Consider the following 20,476-nt stretch of genomic DNA (forward strand, 5'->3'; position numbering starts at 1 on the left):
CAGCCAGCCGAAAGATTGAACGCTGAGGCGGTCAACTCATCGGACAAAACGATTGCTAAGCTTGGCTTGCTAGAGTGACAAAGATCAGGGAGGGATGGAGATGGGTGAGCCAGTCGAGTGATCACTTTGAGCGCCTTTCCTTGAGACTCGAATATTTAATATCCTTTTGCCAGCAACATATCCGCAGCATGAATACAGGTAAAGAAATAAGTGATTTGCGGTCATGGCTTCACGCTAGAAGTGGACGCTTCTGGATCCCCCGATCAATAACTTACACATGAACGGCCGACCTCGGAAATACATCCCTGCCTGAATCCTGATGCCCAGGTATGATGCGGCGGCCTAGACCGAATAAAGCGCAAGTTCGCTCCCAGCAACATTGCTAGGCGCCGAACCACCAACGGAGAACCCACATGAAAACCGCCCTAATCTCCGACACCCACAACCTCCTCCGCCCCGAAGCCCTCGCCGCGCTCCAGGGCTGTGACCAGATCATCCACGCCGGCGACATCGGCAACGCGGACGTCCTCGCCCAACTGGCCAAAATCGCCCCGGTCCACGCCGTGCGCGGCAACAACGACCTCAACAGCCCATGGGCCGAAAACCTCCCCGACCTCCTGACCTTCACCCTCAACGGCTGGCCAACCCTCCTCGTCCACGACATCGCCGACGTCCCCGCCGATCTCGATCCGGGCATCAAGCTCATCATCACCGGCCACTCCCACAAACCCCGCATCGAATGGCGCGATGACCGTCTTTACGTGAACCCCGGCAGCGCCGGCCCTCGGCGTTTCAAATTGCCGGTGACGCTGGCGATCCTCGAGATACAACCCGACCGCATCGAACCGCGCCTGATTTCCCTGCTGGATCCCCCCGCCTGAAACCGCTACCGTTCCCGCATCCAGAACAGGGAACCCACGCACCATGTCCATCGCCGACAACCTCCTCGCCTTCACCCTCGCCGCCACGCTGTTGACCCTGACGCCCGGTCTCGACACCGCGCTGGTGCTGCGCACCGCCACCGTCGAAGGCAAGCAGCAGGCGTTGCGTGCAGCGTTGGGGATCAATGCCGGTTGTCTGTTGTGGGGCGCAGCGGTGGCGTTTGGGTTGGGGGCGTTGATTGCGGTGTCGGAGCTGGCCTACAACCTGTTGAAGTATTGCGGCGCGGCGTATCTGGCGTGGCTGGGGTTGAACATGCTGCTGCGCCCTCGCCGCTCGCTGGCACCGGCCGAAGCCGACGGCAAGCCGGGGGCGAACTGGTTTTTCAAGGGCATGCTGGGGAATGTGCTGAATCCGAAGATCGGGATTTTCTACGTGTCGTTCCTGCCGCAGTTCATTCCGCAAGGTCAGCCGCTGGTGCCGTGGACGTTCGGGCTGGTGAGCATTCATGTGGTGCTCGGGCTGATCTGGTCGCTGGCGTTGATTGGCGCGACGCAGCCGTTGTCCGGGTTTCTGCGGCGCGAAAAGGTGATTCGCTGGATGGATCGCACCACCGGGATGATTTTCGTGTTGTTTGCTGCGCGGTTGGCGTTCAGCAAGCGTTGAAGCGCCTGCGCTAAACAAATCTTGGGTCGAGAGCTGCCACCGTCATCAAACTCCAGACTTGCCCAACACATATGGATATCCGTATATTCGGACAACCATATGTACTGAAGACCTCGTCATGCTCACCCCCGCTTCCGTTTTCAAATGCCTCGCCGACGAAACCCGCGCCCGGGCCACGCTGCTGATCACCCGTGAGGGTGAGTTGTGTGTCTGCGAACTGGTCTGCGCGCTGGACGACAGTCAGCCGAAAATCTCCCGCCATCTCGCGCAATTGCGCACCTGCGGTCTGTTGCTGGATCGCCGTCAAGGCCAGTGGGTTTATTACCGGCTCAACCCTGATTTGCCGGCATGGATTCGCACGCTGCTTGAAACCACGCTCGCTGCCAACACCGCCTGGCTGGAAGAAAACAGCGCACGGCTGGCGGCCATGGGCGATCGCCCGCTCAATACGTCTGCCTGCTGCTGAGGATCGAAAATGCGCGTTCTATTCATGTGCACCGCCAACAGCTGCCGCAGCATCCTGTCGGAGGCGATGTTCAACCATCTGGCGCCGGCCGGTTTCGAAGCGGTCAGTGCCGGCAGTTTCCCCAAGGGCCAGGTGCTGCCGCGCAGCCTGACCACGTTGCAGGCAGCCGGCATTTCCATCGCCGGGTTGAGCAGCAAGGGCAACGAGGCCTTCGAAGACAACCCGCCGGACATCGTCATCACCGTGTGCGACAAGGCCGCCGGTGAAGTCTGTCCGGTGTACTTCGGCCCGGCCCTTAAAGCTCATTGGGGGCTGGAAGATCCATCGGATGTGGTCGGCGATGAACGGACCATCGATGCCGCCTTCCGCGCCACCCTCGCCCGCATCGAAACCCGCTGCCGAGCCTTCCTCGCCCTGCCCTTCGCCCAACTTGACCGTGATGCCCTCAAGCGCGAGCTCGACCGCATCAGCACGCTGTAACCGGAGCCGACATGACCGACCTGCCCAACCTCGACCCTTCACTGGTTCAAACAACCACGCGTGACGAAGACGCGCCCAAGCCGCGCATCCTGCTGCTTTACGGCTCGACCCGCCCGCGCTCCTTCAGCCGTTTGCTGGTCGAAGAAGCCGCCCGCCTGCTGGAGCACTTCGGTGCCGAGACACGAATCTTCAACCCTTCGGGTCTGCCGCTGCCGGACGATGCGCCGGGCGATCACCCGAAAGTCCAGGAACTGCTCGAACTGATGCAATGGTCGGAAGGCCAGGTCTGGTGCTCCCCGGAACGCCACGGCGCCATGTCGGCGGTGTTCAAGGCGCAGATCGACTGGGTGCCGCTGGCCCTCGGCGCGGTGCGTCCGACCCAGGGCAAGACCCTCGCGGTGATGCAGGTCTGCGGCGGTTCGCAGTCGTTCAACGTGGTCAATCAACTGCGCGTACTGGGCCGCTGGATGCGCATGTTCACCATCCCCAATCAGTCATCGGTGCCCAAGGCTTATCTGGAATTCGACGAAGGCAACCGCATGAAACCGTCGGCGCTGTACGACCGGGTGGTGGACGTGATGGAAGAACTGGTGAAATTCACGCTGTTGCTGCGTGATCGCCCGGATCTGGTGGATCGCTATTCCGAGCGCAAGGAATCGGCGGAGGAATTGATGCAGCGGGTCAATCAGCGGTCGATCTGAATAACCGCAACGCCGCGAACGGTGGCCCGTCGCCCGGGTCACCGAAACTTTTCCGCGCCCTCCGGCCCCATCACCTAACCTCAATGTTTGTGTGATCAACCGGAATCGCCCAGTCCCATGCGTAATGCATTGAAGTCATTGATGTTCATCACCCTGACGCTGCTCTGTCCGGGTGTCTTGATGGTGTCGGCCGCCGACCTGCCCGGCACGCCCGATGTCGGCGCCCCGCTCCCCGGCGTCACGCAAAGCGATCTGCAAGCCCTTCAACTGCGCCTCGACGGCCTCAAGCAGGAGATCTCGTCCGCCAACAATTACAACCAGCTCGAAGGCCCGCAGGACCGGGTGCAGACGTTCATTCTGGACATCGATCGGCTGTCCGCGTCGCTGTTGCCGCAGCAGGCGCAACTGACCGTGCAACTGGGCGTACTCGGTGCCGCGCCGGCCGAAGCGGTCGCCGCCGAACAAGCCGATATCGCGGCGCAACGGGCGACGTTGATCGAGCAGAAAACCAAAGTCGATACGGCGTTGAAGAACCTCGCCACCCTCAAGCAAAACGCCACGGAGCTGATCACCCAGATCGCCGGTATCCGCCGCACGTTGCTCGAAAGCGAACTGACGCTCAGCACCCACAGCATTCTGAATCCCGGCTTCTGGGCTCCCCTTGTCAATCCGTCGGCGGATGACCGCCAGCGTCTGAGGCTTTTCGTCGATCAGGTGCAACAGACCGGCGCCGAAGCCTGGCAACCGGGTCAGCGCTTTTACACCGCCCTGCTGGTGGTGCTGGCCTTCGTCGTCTGGACGCTGGGTCGGCGGCTGGCCGACCGCTGGCTGGCGTGGGTGTGCATTCACCGCATGCCGGAGGGTCGACTGCGCCGCAGTTCGCTGGCGTTCGCCTCGGCGCTGGCGACTCTCGCGACCACCGCCATCGCCCTGCAACTGCTCTATTACGCCTGCACCCGTCACGTGCCGTTGCCGCCGATGCTGGCGACATTTTCCGATGAGTTCGGGAAAGTGGTTTATGCCTGCGTGCTGATCACAGGGCTCAGCCGCGCGTTGCTCTCGACCGAGCACCCGTCCTGGCGACTGCCGGCGGTGGCTGACCCGGTGGCGCTCGCGCTGCATCCCTACGCGCGGATTCTCGCCGCGACGCTGCTGGTGCTGGTGACGGCGGTGCAAGTCAGCAATGCCGCCGGCATGAGCAGTCAGATTGTGCTCGCAGGCCGGGGCATCATTGCGCTGGCGGTGCTGGGTATCGTCACCACGCTGCTGATGCGCGTCGGCAGGGTGCGCAAAACACTGGCCGCAGCCGGAGACAGCCAAGTGGCGGGCAATGCCTTCGCCGGGGTGGTTTACACCGTTGCCACCTTGGCGATGGTGCTGTCGTTCGGCGTCCTGCTCACGGGTTACGTATCGCTGGCGCGGTTCATCACCTATGAACTGGTGTGGGCGTTTATCGTGTTTTCCGGGTTTTACCTGCTGATGCAGCTGCTCAAGGACAGCTGCGAGTACTTCTTCTCGCCCCGCCACTCCAGCGGCAAGGCGCTGAAACAACTGCTGGGCGTCGGCGACCGGCGACTCGAACAAGCCTCGACCCTGCTGGCCGGTTTCGGTCGAGCCGCGCTGTTGCTGCTGGCGGTCATCACCCTGTTCGTCGGCGGGATCGGCACCACCCTGGGCCAACTGGCCAACAACATCGGCACGATCCTCGGCGGCGCCGGCCTGCGCAAGCTGAACATCGTCCCCGGCCACTTGCTCAACGCGATGCTGGCGCTGCTGATCGGCATCTACCTGATCCGCGCCCTGCGCCGCTGGCTCGACAACGAGTTCCTGCCCAAGACCGACATGGACCCGGGCATGTGCGCCTCGCTCAGCACGCTGTTTTCCAACATCGGTTATGCGGTGGTGATCCTGCTGACCCTGTCATCGCTGGGGGTGCAATGGACCAATCTGGCGTGGATCGTCAGCGCCCTGTCGGTGGGCATCGGCTTCGGCTTGCAGGAGATCGTGAAGAACTTCGTCTCCGGCCTGATCCTGCTCACCGAACGCCCGGTCAAGGTCGGCGACCTGATCAGCATCAGCGGCGTCGAGGGCGACATCCGCCGGATCAACGTGCGCGCCACCGAAATCCAGCTCAGTGACCGCTCGATCGTGATCGTGCCCAACTCGCAACTGATCTCGCAGAACCTGCGCAATGTCACCCTCGGCGGCAGCGCCCAGGGCGTGGCGACGCTGGAGCTGATGTTCCCGCTGGACATCGACCCCGAACAGGTGCAGAACCTGCTGTTCGACACCTACAAGGAACACGAAACCATCCTCGAAAAACCGGCACCGTTCGTGCGCTTCAGCAAGCTGACGCCGGACGGGATTACGTTGACGGTGACCGGGTATGTGGCGAGCCCGAGGATTGTCGGGACGACCAAGAGTGATTTGCTGTTCGAGATTCTCAAGCGGCTGGGGGCGGCGGGGATCGAGCTGGCGAAACCGCCGAGTACCTGAGGTAAAACCTGCTGCGCGCCAGCTTGATCAAGCCTCAGGGGTTTCAATCGACTCTGGAGCCGCTTGCGCCTCGAGCTTCAAGCGATCCGCCTTGCTGATGTACTTCGGCTTGTTGCTCTTGGGTGCCAGTTTGGCGTTGGCCTTTCTGGATTTTTCCTTGAAGAGCTGTTGCAGTTTTTTCTGACGGTTCATGGTGTTTTTTGGCCTGCTTGAAAGTTGTTGGATGATATCAGCGTTGGGCCTGCTTCACCCCAGCACGTCAGTAATCCACCGCACCTGCTGCGTCAGCTCCTGCACCTTGTGTTCACAAACGGCATGCCGAGCCCGTCCAAAGTGCGCCAGCGTCTGCTGCTTGTGCCGCAGCCGGTGCTGCCACTTGCTGACAAACGCCGGACTGCGCGCCTGCAATTGCAGCGGGCCGAAGTACAGTTCCTCGGCGGTATACGTCACCGGCTCGCCGCGCTTGGCCACGATGATTTCGTAGTCGAAGCGGTTCTCCCGCAGGATTTCCTCACAGAGGATTCGGTAGTCGTTGTCCATCAGCCATTGGCGCAGCGGTTGCTCGCCGCCGTTGGGTTGCAGGATCAGGCGTTCGCGACCGCTCAGGCGCGCCTTGCCGGCTTCGAGGATGTCGCGGATGGTTTCACCGCCCATGCCGCATACGGTAATTGCCGTGATCCCGTCTGCCGGTTCGACGGCCATCAAGCCATTGGCCAGACGCACGGTGATCTGCTGCTCAAGATCGTTGTCGCGCACGGTGCGTTGCGCCGAACGGAACGGCGTCTCGGCCATCTCGCCCGCCACCGCCGCCGCGATCGCGCCACGGCGCATCAGGGCCACCGGCAGGTAGCCGTGATCCGAGCCGATATCGGCCAGCCGCGCACCGGCGGGCACGTGCGCCGCCACCCGCTCCAGGCGCATGGACAATGTCTGTTCGTTCAACCGCAACCCCTTTCACTCTGAACGCCCGGCGCTGGTGGCCGGATCGGGGCGCGATTCTGGGGGGCAACGGCGGGCAATTCAAATTTATGTGACCAAACGCGCCGGCTACACCAACACCGCCAACCAGGCCGACAGCAACAACAAAAACGCCAGCCCGGCATTCATGCGCCGCAATGCCCGTGGCGAGCCAAAAAACCGCGCACTGCCCACGCCCAGCAGCGCCCACGCCGTCATGCACGGCAGGCAGACCATTAGAAAAACCGCCGACAACAGCAGCATCCGCGCGCTGTCGTCGCCGTTGCCGCCAAACACACTCACCACCGCCACGGCCATCATCCACACCTTGGGGTTGATCAATTGCAGGCCGGCGGCGCCGAATACGTTGAAGCCTTCGTCACTCGACGTTGAAGACTCCAACGATGGCGGTGTGCTGCGAAAGATCTGCCACGCCAGCCAGCTCAGCCACAACACCCCGGCCCAAGCCATGGCCTGCTGTACTCGCGGATAACAGAGCAAGGTTTCCCCCACGCCGAGTCCGAACACCAACACCACCAGCGCCGCCGACACACACGCACCGAAGATGATCGGCACGGTGGCCGTCAGACCGCGCCGCGAACTGTGGCTCATCACCAGAATATTGGTCGGCCCCGGGGTGATCGAGGCGACGAAGGAAAACAGCAGAAAAGGCAGCAACGATTCCATGACAGGACTCCCGAATCAAAACAGGAGGCCATGGTCGCGGTTGCGCGGGGGTTCAGTCTGGAAGGTTTGAGCAGCGCTTGCGGTAGTCCGCCGGCGTCAGGTGATAGGCGCGGCGGAACCAGCGCCCGAGATGGCTTTGATCGGCGAAACCGAGGGCGCTGGCGACGGTGGCGGGTGTTTCGCCGCGCGCCAGCAACTGCCGGGCGCGGGCCAGCCGCAGCTGAATCAGATAGGCATGCGGCGCCAGTCCGAAAGCGGCCTTGAATGCACGGGTCAGACGAAAGCGATCGACCCCGCAGGTCTGGGCCAGGTCGTCCAGCCCGATGTCTTCGAAGGCATGCGCATGCAGATAGTCCCGCGCCACCTGGGCCACCCGTGGCAGGCGCGGATCGAACGGCTGGCGCTTTCGCCAGTCGAGGTGGGACGTCAGCGAACCGAGCAAGGTGTCGATGGCGGTCTGGCGCACGATGCGCAAGTCGCCGTGATGCAGGGCGTTGAAGGCCTGATTGATGGCCGTGGACAGGCGCGAATCCTGACTCAGGGTATCGGTGAACCCGAGCTGGCTGTTGTCCGGCGCATGCTCGAACAGCACGCGCAATTCGCGCTCCAGCCAGTGCGGGTCGAGGTAGAGCATGGAATAGGTGAAACCCTCCTCCGTCGGCGCGTGCCCGTCGTGGATCTCACCCGGTTCCAGCATGAAAATCTTGCCCGGCGTACTCAGATGGCGCACGCGCCGGCAATGAAACTGCTGCACACCCTGCTCGGTGACGCCCACCAGAAAGCTGTCGTGCCAGTGCGGATCGTAGGCGTGGCCCTAGAAATGGGCACGAATCGACTCGATCCCGGTGTCGGCATCCTGAGACAAGTCGATCCAGTTGCGTTTGTCCACGCAAGGCTCCGAAGGCAGTGGTTGTTCGTCAAGGACGTCTACGTTACCGCGACTTTGCCGATGGGTTTAGAACATTTGTGCACGTGAGCCAGGCAGGCCATCCAGCAAATTTAATGAACCCTGAGTGTCACGGCCCGCCTAAGCCAAAGACCATCAGGAGGTAGCTCATGCAAATTGAAACCACGTGGATCGTACTGGCCGTCGTGCTTTTGCTCATCGAATTGTGGGCGATCAACCGGGTGCGCAAGAGTGAGGGGAAAGCCAGCAACAAAGGCGTCTGGATCGTATTGATCGTGTTTGTGCCGCTGTTCGGGCTGATCGCCTGGGCGCTGGCCGGGCCCAAGCACGTCACGCAGGCCTGAAGCCCAAGGCAAGCAAGAGCCCCGAACATTCGGGGCTTTTTGTTGGCCGCTGGTTTGTATCCCAGTGTGTACGAATGCCGCCCGGATACATGCCTGGGCATCAGATGACGAAAACGGAAACAGCGCAGATACGTGGCCAGTCTTTAATGGGCTCCAGATTCGAAGGGTTCGGCCAGAACCCGGCCCTCGCCGATCATAAGGAGACTTGCCATGAAGCACGCACCACACGCCACCGTCACTACTGGGAAAAACCGTCGTCGCCTGTTGGGCTTGTCGATTCTTGCGACTGCGCTGCTGCAATTCGGCGCGCTCGCCCAGGCACAAACCGCAACGCCCGATCCAGTCAAGACCGCAGCCGCCAGCGTCAAGGCCGATCTGCCCTTCGGCCCGCTGAAACACGTGAAGGCTGGCCTGCTGGACGTGGCCTACGCCGAAACCGGCCCGGCCAATGGCCCAGTGGTGATTCTGCTGCACGGCTGGCCGTACGACATTCACAGCTACGACGACGTTGCGCCGCTGCTGGCGGCCAAGGGTTATCGGGTGCTGATGCCGTATGCCCGGGGTTATGGCGAGACGCATTTCCTGTCCGACAAGACCGTGCGCAACGGTCAGCCGGCGGCGCTGGCCAGTGACGTGATCGATTTCATGGATGCGCTGAAGATCAAGCAAGCCGTGTTCGGTGGCTACGACTGGGGCGCGCGATCGGCAGACATCGTTTCGGCGCTGTGGCCGGAGCGGGTCAAGGCGCTGGTCTCGGTGAGCGGTTACCTGATCGGCAATCAGGCCGCCGGCAAGAACCCGCTGCCGCCCAAGGCCGAACTGCAATGGTGGTATCAGTTCTACTTCGCCACTGACCGTGGTGAGGCGGGTTACACCAAGAACACCCATGATTTCGCCAAGCTGATCTGGCAACTGGCGTCACCGAAATGGGCGTTCGACGACGCCACCTTCGACCGCAGCGCCAAGGCGTTGCAGAACCCCGATCACGTCGCGATCACCGTGTTCAACTACCGCTGGCGTTTGGGCCTGGTGCAAGGTGAAAGCCAGTACGAGGCACTGGAACAGAAACTCGCCACCGCACCGTCGATCAGCGTGCCGACCATTACCCTGGAAGGCGATGCCAACGGCGCGCCGCACCCGGCGCCCGAGGACTACGCCAAGCGCTTCACCGGCAAATACCAGTTCCGCCTGATCGACGGCGGCATCGGTCACAACCTGCCGCAGGAAGACCCGAAAGCCTTCGCTCAGGCGATCATTGACGCCGATCACCTCTGAAGCCGCACGCCAAACGGCTCGTCATTTGACGAGCCGTTTTTCTTTGGACGGGCGATAACCGAAATAGGCGCTGTAGCACTTGCTGAAATGGCTCGGCGAAACGAATCCGCAGGCCACCAGCACGTCCACTTGGGACAGCTCGGTGTGTTGCAGCAGGCGCCGAGCCTCGGTGATGCGCAGTTCCATGTAATAACGCTGCGGCGTGGTGCCCAGTTGTTCCTTGAACAGCCGCTCCAGTTGACGCCGGGAACGCCCGGCATACACCGCCAGTTGTTCCAGCTCCAGCGGTTCCTCCAGATTGGCGTCCATCAGCTTCACCACTTCACGCAACGGCGCGCTGACGCAGAGGTTCTCGGTCGGTTTGATCCGCCGGTAACGCGATTCCTCGAACGCCAGAATGTCTTCGATGCCTTCGACCAGCGCCTTGTCGTGCAGGCCCTTGATCCAGTCCAGCGCCATGTGGAACGCGCCGGACGGACTGGACGCGGTCAACCGGTCGCGGTCGATTACGTAGGGTTCGCTGCTGACCTGGGTCGCCTTGGAAATCTCCGCCAGCGCCGGCCGATGCTCCGGGTGAATCGCACAGCGATAGCCTTCCAGCACCCCTGCCCGGCCCAGGAACCACGCGCCGTTCCACAACCCGGCCAGTATCACGCCGGCCTCGGCGGCCATCTTCAGCAGGTTGATGAGCTCATCGCTCGCCTTCAATTCCGTGCGGTAACCGCCGCAGATCACCAGCAGATCCAGCTCCTGCAACACGCTGGTTTCCAGACGCGAGTCCGGGCGAATCACCAGCCCCAGATCGCTGATCACTTCGCCGTCGCTGAGGCCGAAGGTGCGCGTGGAAAACAGACCGGGGCGCAGCAGATTGGCGGTGACCAGGGTGTCCAGCGCCTGGGTGAAGGCCGGCAGGGAAAAATGCTCCAGCAGCACAAACCCGGTGCGGGTCATGCGTCCCGGCCCGCTGGCGGGCTCGTTCAGGTAGCGAAGGTTCTTGCCCTTCATGCCACCGCTGAATTGGCGTCGTTCGATCAAGGTGGGGTCCATCGTTTCGTTGTTATGCCGCCATGCTAACCGGCGCCGCAGCAAATTACTCGCGAACGACGCAAGCACGTCAGTGCGGTCGCTGCTGATACCAGCGAGCCTGCGTCCCAACGTCGCAGGCCCGGCACCTTGGCAAACGCCACACAAGGCTTAAAATCGCGCCTCCTCTTGCAGTCGCCCGAACGGCGCCTGCCCGCAGCCATGACAACCCTCAGGTTTGAACAGCCGGCCACTTTCACGAAGTGCGCCAGGCTCAATCGCCCTGCCCGTTCGGCGGTCGTTTGTCTTCAACACACTTCGGCTTGGCACTCGCATGCGCAGAGGCGCACGTTCCGCTGTTCGATCACTTGAGGTTTTTATGACACCGCGTTTGCTGGCCATGGCGCTGGCGCCCCTGCTCGGGCTATTCATTGTTGCCCTGGGCAACGGCTTTCTGTCTTCTTTGACCACCCTGCGCCTGGGCGCTGCCGGCGAATCGGCGACGATGATCGGCATCGTGTCCTCGGCCTATTTCATCGGCCTGACCCTGGGCGCGATCTTCAACGACCGGCTGATCCTGCGCATCGGCCATATCCGCGCCTACAGCAGCTTCGCCTCGCTCATCGCCGCGACCATCCTGCTGCAAGGGCTGTTTTATGACACCTGGGGCTGGGTCGTCCTGCGCCTGATCAACGGCTGGGCCACGGTCGGTGTATTTCTGGTGATCGAGAGCTGGCTGCTGCTGGCCGGTGACGCGAAGATTCGCGGCCGCCTGCTGGCGCTGTACATGATCGTTCTCTACGGCGCCGGCGTGCTGGGTCAGGCGTTTTTGGGAAAAATCACCGGGCTGGGCGACACCGCGCCGTTCATGGTCGCCGGCATGCTCGCGACCCTGTCGGTGCTGCCGATCGTGATCCTGCCGCGGGTTTCACCGCTGCTTGAACAGGTCGAACCGCTCAAGCCACGGGCGCTGCTGGGTGTGTCGCCCACCGGACTGGTCGGGTGCTTCGGCTCCGGCGTGACCATCGCGGCGATCTACACCCTGCTGCCGCTGTACCTGCAACGCATCGGCCTGAACGTCGGCGAAGTCGGCAGCATGATGGCCTGGACAATCCTCGGCGCGATGCTGCTGCAATACCCGGTCGGGCGCTGGTCCGACCGCAAGGATCGCCTGCAAGTGCTGACCGTGCTGTGCGCCGCGTGCACGGTGCTGTCGCTGGTGATCGTGCTGGTGCCGCTGTCCTCGGCCATGCTCGCGGCGATGCTGTTCCTGCTGGGCGGCGGCGTGTTCGCGTTGTACCCGGTTGCGGTCAGCCACGCTGCCGACCGGGCGCCGGTGGAAACCTTGGTACCGATGATTCAGGGCATGCTGCTGATCAATTCGCTGGGCTCGGCGATGAGCCCGCTGCTGATCTCCCCGGCGATGAACGCTCACGGCGAAACCGGCTTGTTCTGGGCCTTCGCGCTGGTCAACCTGAGCATGGTGACGTTCTTCTTCTGGCGTCGCGGCAAGCGTCCGGTGCCGGCCAATCCGGCGCCGTTCGCAGCAGCGGCGACCTTCTCGCCAACTGGCGCCGAACTGCGGGTGACCGAGGATCTGCGCCAGGCGGCGCAGGAGCATCCGCCGATGGTCGATGCGTTGAGTGGCGAAGCGGCGCCGCAGACAGGATCGCGCTACGAAGCCAGTTGAGTTTCTGGCAGGCATAAAAAAACCGGTGACTTTCGTCACCGGTTTTTTTTATTTATCGCACAGCAGCCTCTGAATCAGTGCGGCGCGCGCGGGATCGTCTTCATCAGATCCTCAGGGCTGATATGCCCCACCACACTGCCCGGCTGCGGCAGGTTCAGGATGTGGCCCTTCATCTTGCCGATCACGTGCATCTCGCACGGTTTGCAGTCGAACTTCAGGGTCAGCACTTCGTCGCCGTGAATCAGCTGCATCGGCGCGACCTTGGTTTTCACACCGGTCACGCCTTTGGCCTGTTTCGGGCACAGGTTGAAGGAGAACCGCAGGCAGTGTTTGGTGATCATCACCGGCACTTCGCCCGCCTCTTCGTGGGCCTCGTACGCCGCATCGATCAGCTTCACGCCGTGACGGTGGTAGAAGTCGCGGGCCTTCTGGTTGTAGACGTTGGCCAGGAACGACAGGTGCGCTTCCGGGTACACCGGCGGTGGCGTGGTCTCAGCCTTGCGCGAACCGCGCGGATGAGCGGCAACGCGGGCAGCGGTCAGCGCTTCGATCACTTCACGGCGCAACGACTTGAGCTGCGAGTTCGGGATGAAGAACGCTTGCGGCGCATCCAGCTTGATCGAGGTCGCGTGGTACTCGGTGGTGCCGAGCTGACCGAGCAGATCGTGCAAGGTGTCCAGCGCCTGTTCCGGTTTGTTGGCGACGCCGAACGGGCCGTCCAGCGCGACGCTGGCGCTGATGCCCTCTTCGCTGGTCACGGTCAGTTCCAGACGCTCTTCACGCAACTTCGCCAGCCAGCTCACGCCGATCCGACGCTCGGCGGAGGTCTTGAGCAAGGCCTGCTGCCAGTTGTGGTCGAGGTTGCGGTTCAGTGGGTGGTTCGGACGCAGCTTGTACAGGCCTTCCGGCATTTCGTTCGGCTCGACGCGGTAGCGGTAGCGCTTCTCGCCTTCTTCCTCGAACTCGCCCTTGGCTTCGGCGATGTTGGCGCGGAACCCCACCACTTCGCGCTTGACCAGCACGTTGAGGCCGTCGCCGTTGGACAGCGGCTCGTGGGTGATGACCTGCATGTCACGCTTGCCGACTTTCTCGACCGTGCCCACCGCCAGACCGGTGAAGGTCGGCGAATCGAACGCGCCGATGTCGATCTTGCGCTCGCTGACGAAGTAGTCGGTGCTGCCCCGGTGGAAGGTCTTTTCCGGGTCCGGCATGAAGAAATGCGCGGTGCGGCCGCTGGAAGCGCGAGCCAGGTCCGGGCGGTCGTTGAGCACGTCGTCGAGGCGCTGGCGGTAATAGGCGGTGATGTTCTTCACATAGCCCATGTCCTTGTAGCGACCTTCGATCTTGAACGAACGCACACCGGCCTCGACCAGTGCGCGGATGTTGGCGCTCTGGTTGTTGTCTTTCATCGACAACAGGTGTTTTTCGTAGGCGATCACGCCACCCTTCTCGTCTTTGAGGGTGTACGGCAGACGGCAGGCCTGGGAGCAGTCGCCACGGTTGGCACTGCGCCCGGTCTGCGCGTGGGAAATGTTGCACTGACCGGAAAACGCCACGCACAAAGCGCCGTGGATGAAGAACTCGATGGCGGCATCGGTTTCGTCGGCGATCGCGCGGATTTCCTTGAGGTTCAGTTCACGGGCCAGTACCAGTTGCGAGAAACCGGCCTGATCGAGGAACTTGGCCCGCTCGAGGGTACGGATGTCGGTCTGGGTGCTGGCGTGCAGCTCGATGGGTGGAATGTCCAGCTCCATCACGCCCAGGTCCTGGACGATCAGCGCATCGACGCCGGCGTCGTACAGCTGATGGATCAGCTTGCGCGCCGGCTCCAGTTCGTTGTCGTGCAGGATGGTGTTGATGGTGGTGAAGATGCGCGCGTGATAACGACGGGCAAATTCCACCAGTTCGGCGATTTCGCTCACCTCGTTGCACGCGTTGTGTCGCGCACCGAAGCTCGGACCGCCGATGTACACCGCGTCGGCGCCATGCAGGATGGCCTCGCGGGCGATGGCCACGTCACGGGCGGGGCTGAGCAGTTCCAGGTGATGTTTGGGCAAGGACATATATAGTTTTTAGTCAGGCTGTCACGGTCGAGGCGCGCATTGTAGCCGCGAAACGCGTGGCCGGCACGCCTGTGCTGCCGGGTGGCAGCTTTGGTTCGGCCCTGTCCCTGCAGGGGACACCCCGTAACCCTGTGGGAGCGAGCCTGCTCGCGATTGCGGTGAATCAGTCAACATCTTTATCAACTGACAGTCTGCTATCGTCGGATCGCCGCCCGGAGCAGGCTCGCTCCCACAGGAAAAGTGTCATAGGGCTGAATCAGGCCTTCGCGGCCATCGCAGTCACTTCCACCTTCATCCCTTCAACCGCCAGCGCCGCCACGCCGACCGCCGCACGCACCGGCCATGGCTTGGCGAAGTAGCGCTTGTACACTTCGTTGAACGCAGCGCGATCAGCCATGTCGGTCAGGTAGATGGTCAGGTGCAGCACGCGGTCCATCGAGCTGCCGGCCTTTTCCAGCGCCACTTTCAGCGCCTGCAACGTGCATTCGCTTTGCGTGGTGATATCGCCCAGTTCCAGGCTGCCGTCGGCACGGGTCGGAATCTGGGTCGACATCAGGATGCCGTTGAATTCGGTCACGTCCGAAGAGATCGAGTCTGCATCCGGGTCCGGGGTGTAGGTGATGTCTTGGTTGGCCATGGGAAAGTCCTTCGCTGGCAGTGAGGACGGCGCCATCGCGCGCCGTTTCGGGCGGCCAGTTTACAGACCCGGTCGGCGGTTGGAAGTCCCGACGCGGTGTGTCAGCCCTGCGCCAGTATCCGCCGCAGTTCCAGCGCATTGCCGAGTGCCGCGCCGCTGGCGGTGTTGTCGAAAATGCACCAGGTGTCGATGCCATCGACAGCCGCCACCTGCAAATCGCCGGCGAGCGTTTCCAGATACGCCGAGTCGTAGGGGCTGTGATAAATCCGTGGCGAACCGTGCAGCCGCCAGTAGCGCACGCCCGGCCAGCCGCACGGAGCCGTGTCGGTGCTGATTCGCGAGGGATCGACCACCGCTTGCGCGATGCGATACGCCATCAACAGCAGTTCGGCGGCGGCCCAGGATTCGTGGCGCGGCTCCAACACCACGGCCCCGGAATAACGCTGGCGCAAGCCGATGAAAAACGCCTCGGCAACCGGTTCGTCAAACGCCAGCGACGGTGGCAACTGCAGCAGCAGGCAACCCAGGCGATCACCGAGTCCCGAACACTGCTCGAGAAAGGCGTCGAGCTCAGGTTCACAGTCCCGCAGACGCCGCTCATGGCTGATCGACTTGGGCACTTTCACGCAAAAACGAAACCCGTCCGGCACCGACTCGGCCCATCGGGCGTAGGTTTGGCGTTTGTGCGGACGGTAGAAGGAGCTGTTGATTTCCACGCCATTGAGCAGCGCGGCATAACGTTGCAGATGAGTGCCCTGCTCCGGAAAGGCCGGCCAGTGCTGCCGGGGCAGGCTCCAGCCGGCGCAACCGATGAAGATCGACGGCACACTCAAAACAGCACCTTGCCCGCTTCGCGCATAAAGATTTCCACGGTTTTCGGGCCGATCCCTTCGAAGGCTTGCAAACGCTTTTCGAAGTCCTGGCGGTCGGCGCTTGCCTCGACCATGTTCATTACCTGACCGGCGTACTCGTGATTCAGTTTGGCGGCCAGGACCAGCAAGCGTTCGGCGGTGGTTTCGTCGTAACGCACGTAATGCGCCTGGCCGAGCATCCGCACCAGCTCGCGGTGGGTGCAATGGCCGAGTTTGCGCGGCGTATCGCGCTGGTGTCGTTCAACGATCACTCGGTAGGCTTCGGCGGCGATGTCGGCCTGGATGCGTTTGCCCATCAGGAAACTGGCGAGCAGCCATTTGAACAGCGCTGATTCGTTCAGCGGATGCAGGTCGATGTGCAAGTCTTGGGCGTTGATGGTTTTGGTCATGCAGCTTTTGAGCGAGGGGCGGCGTGATGAGTGCGGGGCTGGCGACGAATGGTTTTGGGGCTTAACGCGTCAGATTTCTCCTCGTCGGGCGATGATTGATAAACAGGCTTGAATCACGCCGTTTAAAGACATGTCGGAATGCTTCCGGATGCCTACAAATCCTTGCGCCAGAGCCTACCGCTACGCCAGAATCCGCCGGCTTGTGCGCCTTGGGGTCGGCCGGTAACTTGGATCGGGTCACTGATTTGCAGTGATCGGGTTTAGTAGCCCGGCTCAGAAGGCTTACGGTTTGCACAAGCGTATTCAATCAGGCGTCCGCCTGGTCTTGATGGTGGCTGTGCGCATGGCATCTTCGGATGCGCCGGGTTTGAGTCTTCTGCCGGTCTACTAACTTGCGCACAGCTGCCACCCCTTCGTTTAGTAGCGAGATGGTTGCAGCTCTACTGATAGAAGGAAGACTCAATGTTCAAAGTAACGCCGAATCCCCCGGTCACCGAACCGGCCAGCATCACCAATCCAACATCCCCCTACGAATGCCCTGACTCCAAAAAATTCAACGAAGCCGCCGAACGCGCCCTCAACTACTACCTCGGCCCGCCCGCCCCTTACATCATGGCCGCGCCCTACGTTCCCAACCGCCTCTACCAGGCCAACCCGGCCAGCAACACCGAATCCCTACTCGCCGACGCCGTCGAAACTCTCGGCTCGGCCAACGTCATGCTCAACAACCTCGTCGACGCCCTCGAAGGCCCCCACCGCAAAACCGCACAAGGCATCGCACAGATCGTGATGCTGGCGGAACTGGCGGTGAATCAGGTGCTGGATAACGTCGTGCCGACGGAATAATCCGCCGAGCATCGCCAAATCCTGTGGGAGCTGGCCTGCCAGCGATGACGTGCGATCAGACAACATCCGTGTTGAATNGCTGGCAGGCCAGCTCCCACAGGTCATGCGCCGGTGAGTATCCGGCCCCCCAAATCTCGTCGGGTGGACATCCAACAGAACCCAATTATGCTCAATGAAACCCCGCCCTCCCGCGCGGGGCGGTGATTCTGTGCACGCTCCACGAAATACCTGAACCGGCATCCGCCACAGGCCTTGGGTACGCGACGTTGATGAAGTGCTCCGGCCTACAAAAACAAGCACGACGGAGAACACCCATGGCAGTACTCGACAGCATGTCCACAGGCAGTGCCCCGCACCACAGCGTCAGCCGGGAGGAGCGCAAGGTCATCTTTGCGTCGTCGCTCGGCACGGTGTTCGAGTGGTACGACTTTTACCTCTACGGCTCCCTGGCGGCGATCATCGCCAAGCACTTCTTTGCCGGGGTGAACGAGACCACGGCGTTCATCTTCGCCCTGCTCGCCTTCGCCGCCGGTTTTGCGGTGCGGCCGTTCGGGGCGATTGTGTTCGGGCGACTGGGCGACATGATCGGGCGCAAGCACACGTTTCTGATCACGATTGTGATCATGGGTGTGTCGACGGCGATTGTGGGTTTCCTGCCCGGTTACGCGACCATTGGCGTGGCGGCGCCGATCATTCTGATTACCCTGCGTTTGCTGCAAGGCCTGGCGCTGGGCGGCGAGTACGGCGGCGCGGCAACGTATGTGGCCGAGCATGCGCCGAAGGGCAAACGCGGTTATTTCACTTCCTGGATTCAGACCACCGCGACCCTGGGTCTGTTTATGTCGTTGCTGGTGATCCTCGCCTGCCGCACCGCGCTGGGCACCGAAGCCTTCGAGGCCTGGGGCTGGCGGATTCCGTTCCTGCTGTCGATCCTGCTGCTGGCGGTGTCGGTATACATCCGTCTGCAGCTGAACGAGTCGCCGGTGTTCAAGAAAATGAAGGAAGAAGGCAAGTCGTCGAAAGCCCCGCTGACCGAATCCTTCGCCCGTTGGGACAACCTGAAAATCGTGATCATGGCCCTGCTCGGCGGCACCGCCGGCCAAGCGGTGGTCTGGTACACCGGGCAGTTCTACGCGCTGTTTTTCCTGCTGCAAACCCTGAAGATCGACCCGCAGACCGCGAACCTGCTGATCGCCGGTTCGCTGCTGATCGGCACGCCGTTCTTCGTGATTTTCGGCAGCCTGTCCGACCGCATCGGGCGCAAGGGCATCATCATGGCCGGGTGCATTCTGGCGGCGGTGACCTACTTCCCGATCTTCCATGCGCTGACCCAATACGGGAATCCCGACGTATTCGTGGCCCAGGAGAAGAACCCGGTCAAGGTGATCGCCAACCCCGAGCAGTGCTCGTTCCAGTTCGATCCGGTGGGCAAGGCCAAATTCACCAGCTCGTGCGATCTGGCGAAAACCATCCTGGCTAAACGCGCGATCCCGTACGAAAACGTGGTGGCGGAACCGGGCACCGTGGCTCAGGTGCGCATCGGCGACAAGGTCATCGAAAGCTTCGAAGGCACGACCCTGCCGGCCGCCGACTTCAAGACCCGTAACGACGCGTTCACTGCCAGCCTCGGCACCGCGTTGAAAGAAGCCGGTTACCCGGAAAAAGCCGACCCGGCGAAGACCAATTACCCGATGGTCTTGCTGCTGCTGACCATCCTCGTGATCTACGTGACCATGGTTTACGGCCCGATTGCGGCCTGGCTGGTCGAGCTGTTCCCGGCGCGCATCCGCTACACCTCGATGTCGCTGCCGTACCACATCGGCAACGGCTGGTTCGGCGGGTTCCTGCCGACCGTGGCGTTTGCGATGGTTGCGGCCACCGGGGATATCTACTACGGCTTGTGGTACCCGATCGTGATTGCGGTGATGACGGCGATTCTCGGGATCTTCTTCATGCCGGAGACCAAGGATCGCGACATTCATCACACCTGACCCAACCTCGCCGGATGCTGTGCGTGGCGTTCACGTACAGCATCCGGCGTTGTCACATCAGCGTCATTCTCCCTTGGTAACGTCCTCGCGCCCCTATGCCCCGACCACCAAGGTGAACCTCCCGGTGTACTCAAGCCCGACACGCCAGACCCTCATCCTGCGATCCGACAACATGGCCAGTGACGACTTCGGCGCCCTGTTCTCGCGAATGTTCGGCAACCGTTATGGCGACACACCACCGCCGCCCAAAGACATCATCATTGGCGGCGTTTACGGGCGGTACGAAGGCGTGAGTTTCCGGCGCATGCATTACCGGGGCGATTTCACGGTCGCCTTCCCCGAGCCGTTCGACGAAATCACCTTCGTCATTCCCACCGCCGGCAAGATCGTTTTCAACCATGAATCCGTCGGGCTGCGCGATGTGGGGCTGGCCATCGACAAGGCTGACCTGCGTTCGATGCGTTTTATCGACAATCATGCCCAGCACGGCATGTCGATCAGCCGTGCGGCGCTCACCGAACGGCTGTCGACCCTGCTGGGCAAACCGATCGTGCACAAGCTGCATTTCGAGCCGAGGGTGGATCTGAACAGCCCGGCGTTTCAGGGCATTCGTGCGCTGATCGATCTGGCCACCGGCACCGAGTTCGATCTGCTGCTGAACTCCGGTTCGCTGATGCCGTCACGGCTGCGGGAGATGCTGGTGGACGCGGTATTGGAGGCCTGGCCGCACAACTTCAGCCAGGTCCTGCGTCGACCCGAGGCGTTGATTGCACCACGGCATGTGAAGCAGGCCATCGAGTACATTCAGGCGCATCCCGAGCGAATGGTCAGCGGGACGGATCTGGCGGGGTTGGTGAACGTCAGTCTGCGGGCGTTGCAGGAAGGTTTCCGGCGGTTCGTCGGCACCTCGATTGTCTCGTACCAGCGACAGGTCAGACTGGAGCGCGCCTGTGATGCATTGAAGCAAGGCCAATCGTCATCGGTGACCGATGTGGCCCTGCAATTCGGGTTCAGCAATGTCGGTCGGTTCTGCCAGTACTTCCAGGACGCCTACGGCGTGAGTCCCGCAGAAATGCGAAAAGGACTGCGCTGAGGCAGTCCTTTGTC

General features: G+C 62.1%; 20 protein-coding genes and 1 pseudogene. 12 read left to right on the forward strand and 9 right to left on the reverse strand.

All coding sequences use genetic code 11. The annotated features are described in order from the left end of the window. The first annotated feature begins 413 nt into the window (after positions 1–413). The 6 genes from ACTJK9_RS01845 (at position 414) to ACTJK9_RS01870 (ending at position 5,688) form a co-directional block, all read left to right on the forward strand. A complete protein-coding gene (locus tag ACTJK9_RS01845) occupies positions 414–881 on the forward strand; it encodes a metallophosphoesterase family protein (RefSeq protein WP_440811650.1) in 468 nt (155 codons plus the stop codon). 43 nt (positions 882–924) lie between these two features. Further along, on the forward strand, positions 925–1,545 hold the full coding sequence (locus ACTJK9_RS01850) for a LysE family translocator (RefSeq protein WP_440811652.1): 621 nt from the start codon (positions 925–927) through the stop codon (positions 1,543–1,545). Positions 1,546–1,663: 118 nt separating this feature from the next. After that, complete coding sequence (locus tag ACTJK9_RS01855; protein ID WP_085611839.1) at positions 1,664–2,011, forward strand: metalloregulator ArsR/SmtB family transcription factor; 348 nt, start codon at positions 1,664–1,666, stop codon at positions 2,009–2,011. 9 nt (positions 2,012–2,020) lie between these two features. Beyond that, on the forward strand, positions 2,021–2,491 hold the full coding sequence (locus tag ACTJK9_RS01860) for an arsenate reductase ArsC (protein WP_440811656.1): 471 nt from the start codon (positions 2,021–2,023) through the stop codon (positions 2,489–2,491). 11 nt (positions 2,492–2,502) lie between these two features. Further along, a complete protein-coding gene (arsH, locus tag ACTJK9_RS01865) occupies positions 2,503–3,192 on the forward strand; it encodes an arsenical resistance protein ArsH (protein WP_221399514.1) in 690 nt (229 codons plus the stop codon). A 117-nt stretch (positions 3,193–3,309) separates the two neighbouring features. Next, positions 3,310–5,688, forward strand: coding sequence for a DUF3772 domain-containing protein (locus ACTJK9_RS01870; RefSeq protein WP_440811660.1), 2,379 nt, complete (start codon positions 3,310–3,312; stop codon positions 5,686–5,688). A gap of 27 nt (positions 5,689–5,715) precedes the next feature. Here ACTJK9_RS01870 and ACTJK9_RS01875 read toward each other — a convergent pair whose 3' ends face one another. The 4 genes and pseudogenes from ACTJK9_RS01875 to ACTJK9_RS01890 form a co-directional block, all read right to left on the reverse strand. Continuing rightward, positions 5,716–5,880 (reverse strand): DUF2986 domain-containing protein, encoded by a 165-nt coding sequence (locus ACTJK9_RS01875; RefSeq protein WP_064595861.1) that lies wholly within the window; start codon positions 5,878–5,880, stop codon positions 5,716–5,718. Between the two features lie 54 nt (positions 5,881–5,934). Further along, the gene (locus ACTJK9_RS01880) at positions 5,935–6,630 is read right to left on the reverse strand and encodes a tRNA (adenine(22)-N(1))-methyltransferase (protein WP_440811663.1); all 696 of its coding nucleotides are present in this window, start codon (positions 6,628–6,630) and stop codon (positions 5,935–5,937) included. A 105-nt stretch (positions 6,631–6,735) separates the two neighbouring features. Next, a complete protein-coding gene (locus ACTJK9_RS01885) occupies positions 6,736–7,332 on the reverse strand; it encodes a LysE family translocator (protein ID WP_440811667.1) in 597 nt (198 codons plus the stop codon). Between the two features lie 52 nt (positions 7,333–7,384). Further along, positions 7,385–8,221, reverse strand: a pseudogene (locus ACTJK9_RS01890) (AraC family ligand binding domain-containing protein). A 167-nt stretch (positions 8,222–8,388) separates the two neighbouring features. Here ACTJK9_RS01890 and ACTJK9_RS01895 point away from each other — a divergent pair. Then, positions 8,389–8,583, forward strand: a complete 195-nt coding sequence (locus tag ACTJK9_RS01895) for a PLDc N-terminal domain-containing protein (RefSeq protein WP_041475233.1) — start codon at positions 8,389–8,391, stop codon at positions 8,581–8,583. A 210-nt stretch (positions 8,584–8,793) separates the two neighbouring features. Further along, positions 8,794–9,858: an alpha/beta fold hydrolase gene (locus tag ACTJK9_RS01900; RefSeq protein WP_440811671.1), complete on the forward strand. Its 1,065-nt coding sequence runs from the start codon at positions 8,794–8,796 to the stop codon at positions 9,856–9,858. A gap of 21 nt (positions 9,859–9,879) precedes the next feature. Here the strand turns inward: ACTJK9_RS01900 and ACTJK9_RS01905 are convergent, their stop codons facing one another. Then, entirely contained in the window at positions 9,880–10,905 is a 1,026-nt protein-coding gene (locus ACTJK9_RS01905) for a GlxA family transcriptional regulator (protein ID WP_085611847.1), read from the reverse strand. Between the two features lie 355 nt (positions 10,906–11,260). Here ACTJK9_RS01905 and ACTJK9_RS01910 point away from each other — a divergent pair, with 355 nt between their 5' ends. Continuing rightward, a complete protein-coding gene (locus ACTJK9_RS01910) occupies positions 11,261–12,571 on the forward strand; it encodes an MFS transporter (protein ID WP_085611848.1) in 1,311 nt (436 codons plus the stop codon). Positions 12,572–12,645: 74 nt separating this feature from the next. Here ACTJK9_RS01910 and ACTJK9_RS01915 read toward each other — a convergent pair whose 3' ends face one another. The 4 genes from ACTJK9_RS01915 to ACTJK9_RS01930 all read right to left on the reverse strand — a co-directional run bounded on the left by ACTJK9_RS01915 (position 12,646) and on the right by ACTJK9_RS01930 (position 16,532). Then, the gene (locus tag ACTJK9_RS01915; RefSeq protein ID WP_085708386.1) at positions 12,646–14,634 is read right to left on the reverse strand and encodes a peptidase U32 family protein; all 1,989 of its coding nucleotides are present in this window, start codon (positions 14,632–14,634) and stop codon (positions 12,646–12,648) included. A 256-nt stretch (positions 14,635–14,890) separates the two neighbouring features. Then, complete coding sequence (locus tag ACTJK9_RS01920) at positions 14,891–15,271, reverse strand: RidA family protein (protein WP_440811674.1); 381 nt, start codon at positions 15,269–15,271, stop codon at positions 14,891–14,893. Positions 15,272–15,372: 101 nt separating this feature from the next. After that, positions 15,373–16,104: a DUF72 domain-containing protein gene (locus tag ACTJK9_RS01925; RefSeq protein WP_440811676.1), complete on the reverse strand. Its 732-nt coding sequence runs from the start codon at positions 16,102–16,104 to the stop codon at positions 15,373–15,375. Beyond that, positions 16,101–16,532 carry a DNA methylase gene (locus ACTJK9_RS01930; protein ID WP_440811679.1) on the reverse strand — a complete coding sequence of 144 codons (432 nt, stop codon included), beginning with the start codon at positions 16,530–16,532 and terminating at the stop codon, positions 16,101–16,103. Before ACTJK9_RS01930 ends, ACTJK9_RS01925 begins: the two co-directional genes overlap by 4 nt. Before the next feature lie 462 nt (positions 16,533–16,994). Here ACTJK9_RS01930 and ACTJK9_RS01935 point away from each other — a divergent pair, with 462 nt between their 5' ends. The 3 genes from ACTJK9_RS01935 (at position 16,995) to ACTJK9_RS01945 (ending at position 20,462) form a co-directional block, all read left to right on the forward strand. Continuing rightward, positions 16,995–17,378, forward strand: coding sequence for a DUF6124 family protein (locus tag ACTJK9_RS01935; protein ID WP_440811681.1), 384 nt, complete (start codon positions 16,995–16,997; stop codon positions 17,376–17,378). Between the two features lie 314 nt (positions 17,379–17,692). Continuing rightward, positions 17,693–19,369 carry an MFS transporter gene (locus tag ACTJK9_RS01940; protein WP_440811683.1) on the forward strand — a complete coding sequence of 559 codons (1,677 nt, stop codon included), beginning with the start codon at positions 17,693–17,695 and terminating at the stop codon, positions 19,367–19,369. A gap of 124 nt (positions 19,370–19,493) precedes the next feature. Then, positions 19,494–20,462, forward strand: coding sequence for an AraC family transcriptional regulator (locus ACTJK9_RS01945; protein ID WP_440811686.1), 969 nt, complete (start codon positions 19,494–19,496; stop codon positions 20,460–20,462). The last annotated feature ends 14 nt before the right edge of the window (positions 20,463–20,476 follow it).

It is taken from the genome of Pseudomonas sp. 22082 (assembly GCF_052046055.1).
In the GTDB taxonomy this organism is placed as follows: domain Bacteria; phylum Pseudomonadota; class Gammaproteobacteria; order Pseudomonadales; family Pseudomonadaceae; genus Aquipseudomonas; species Aquipseudomonas pharyngis.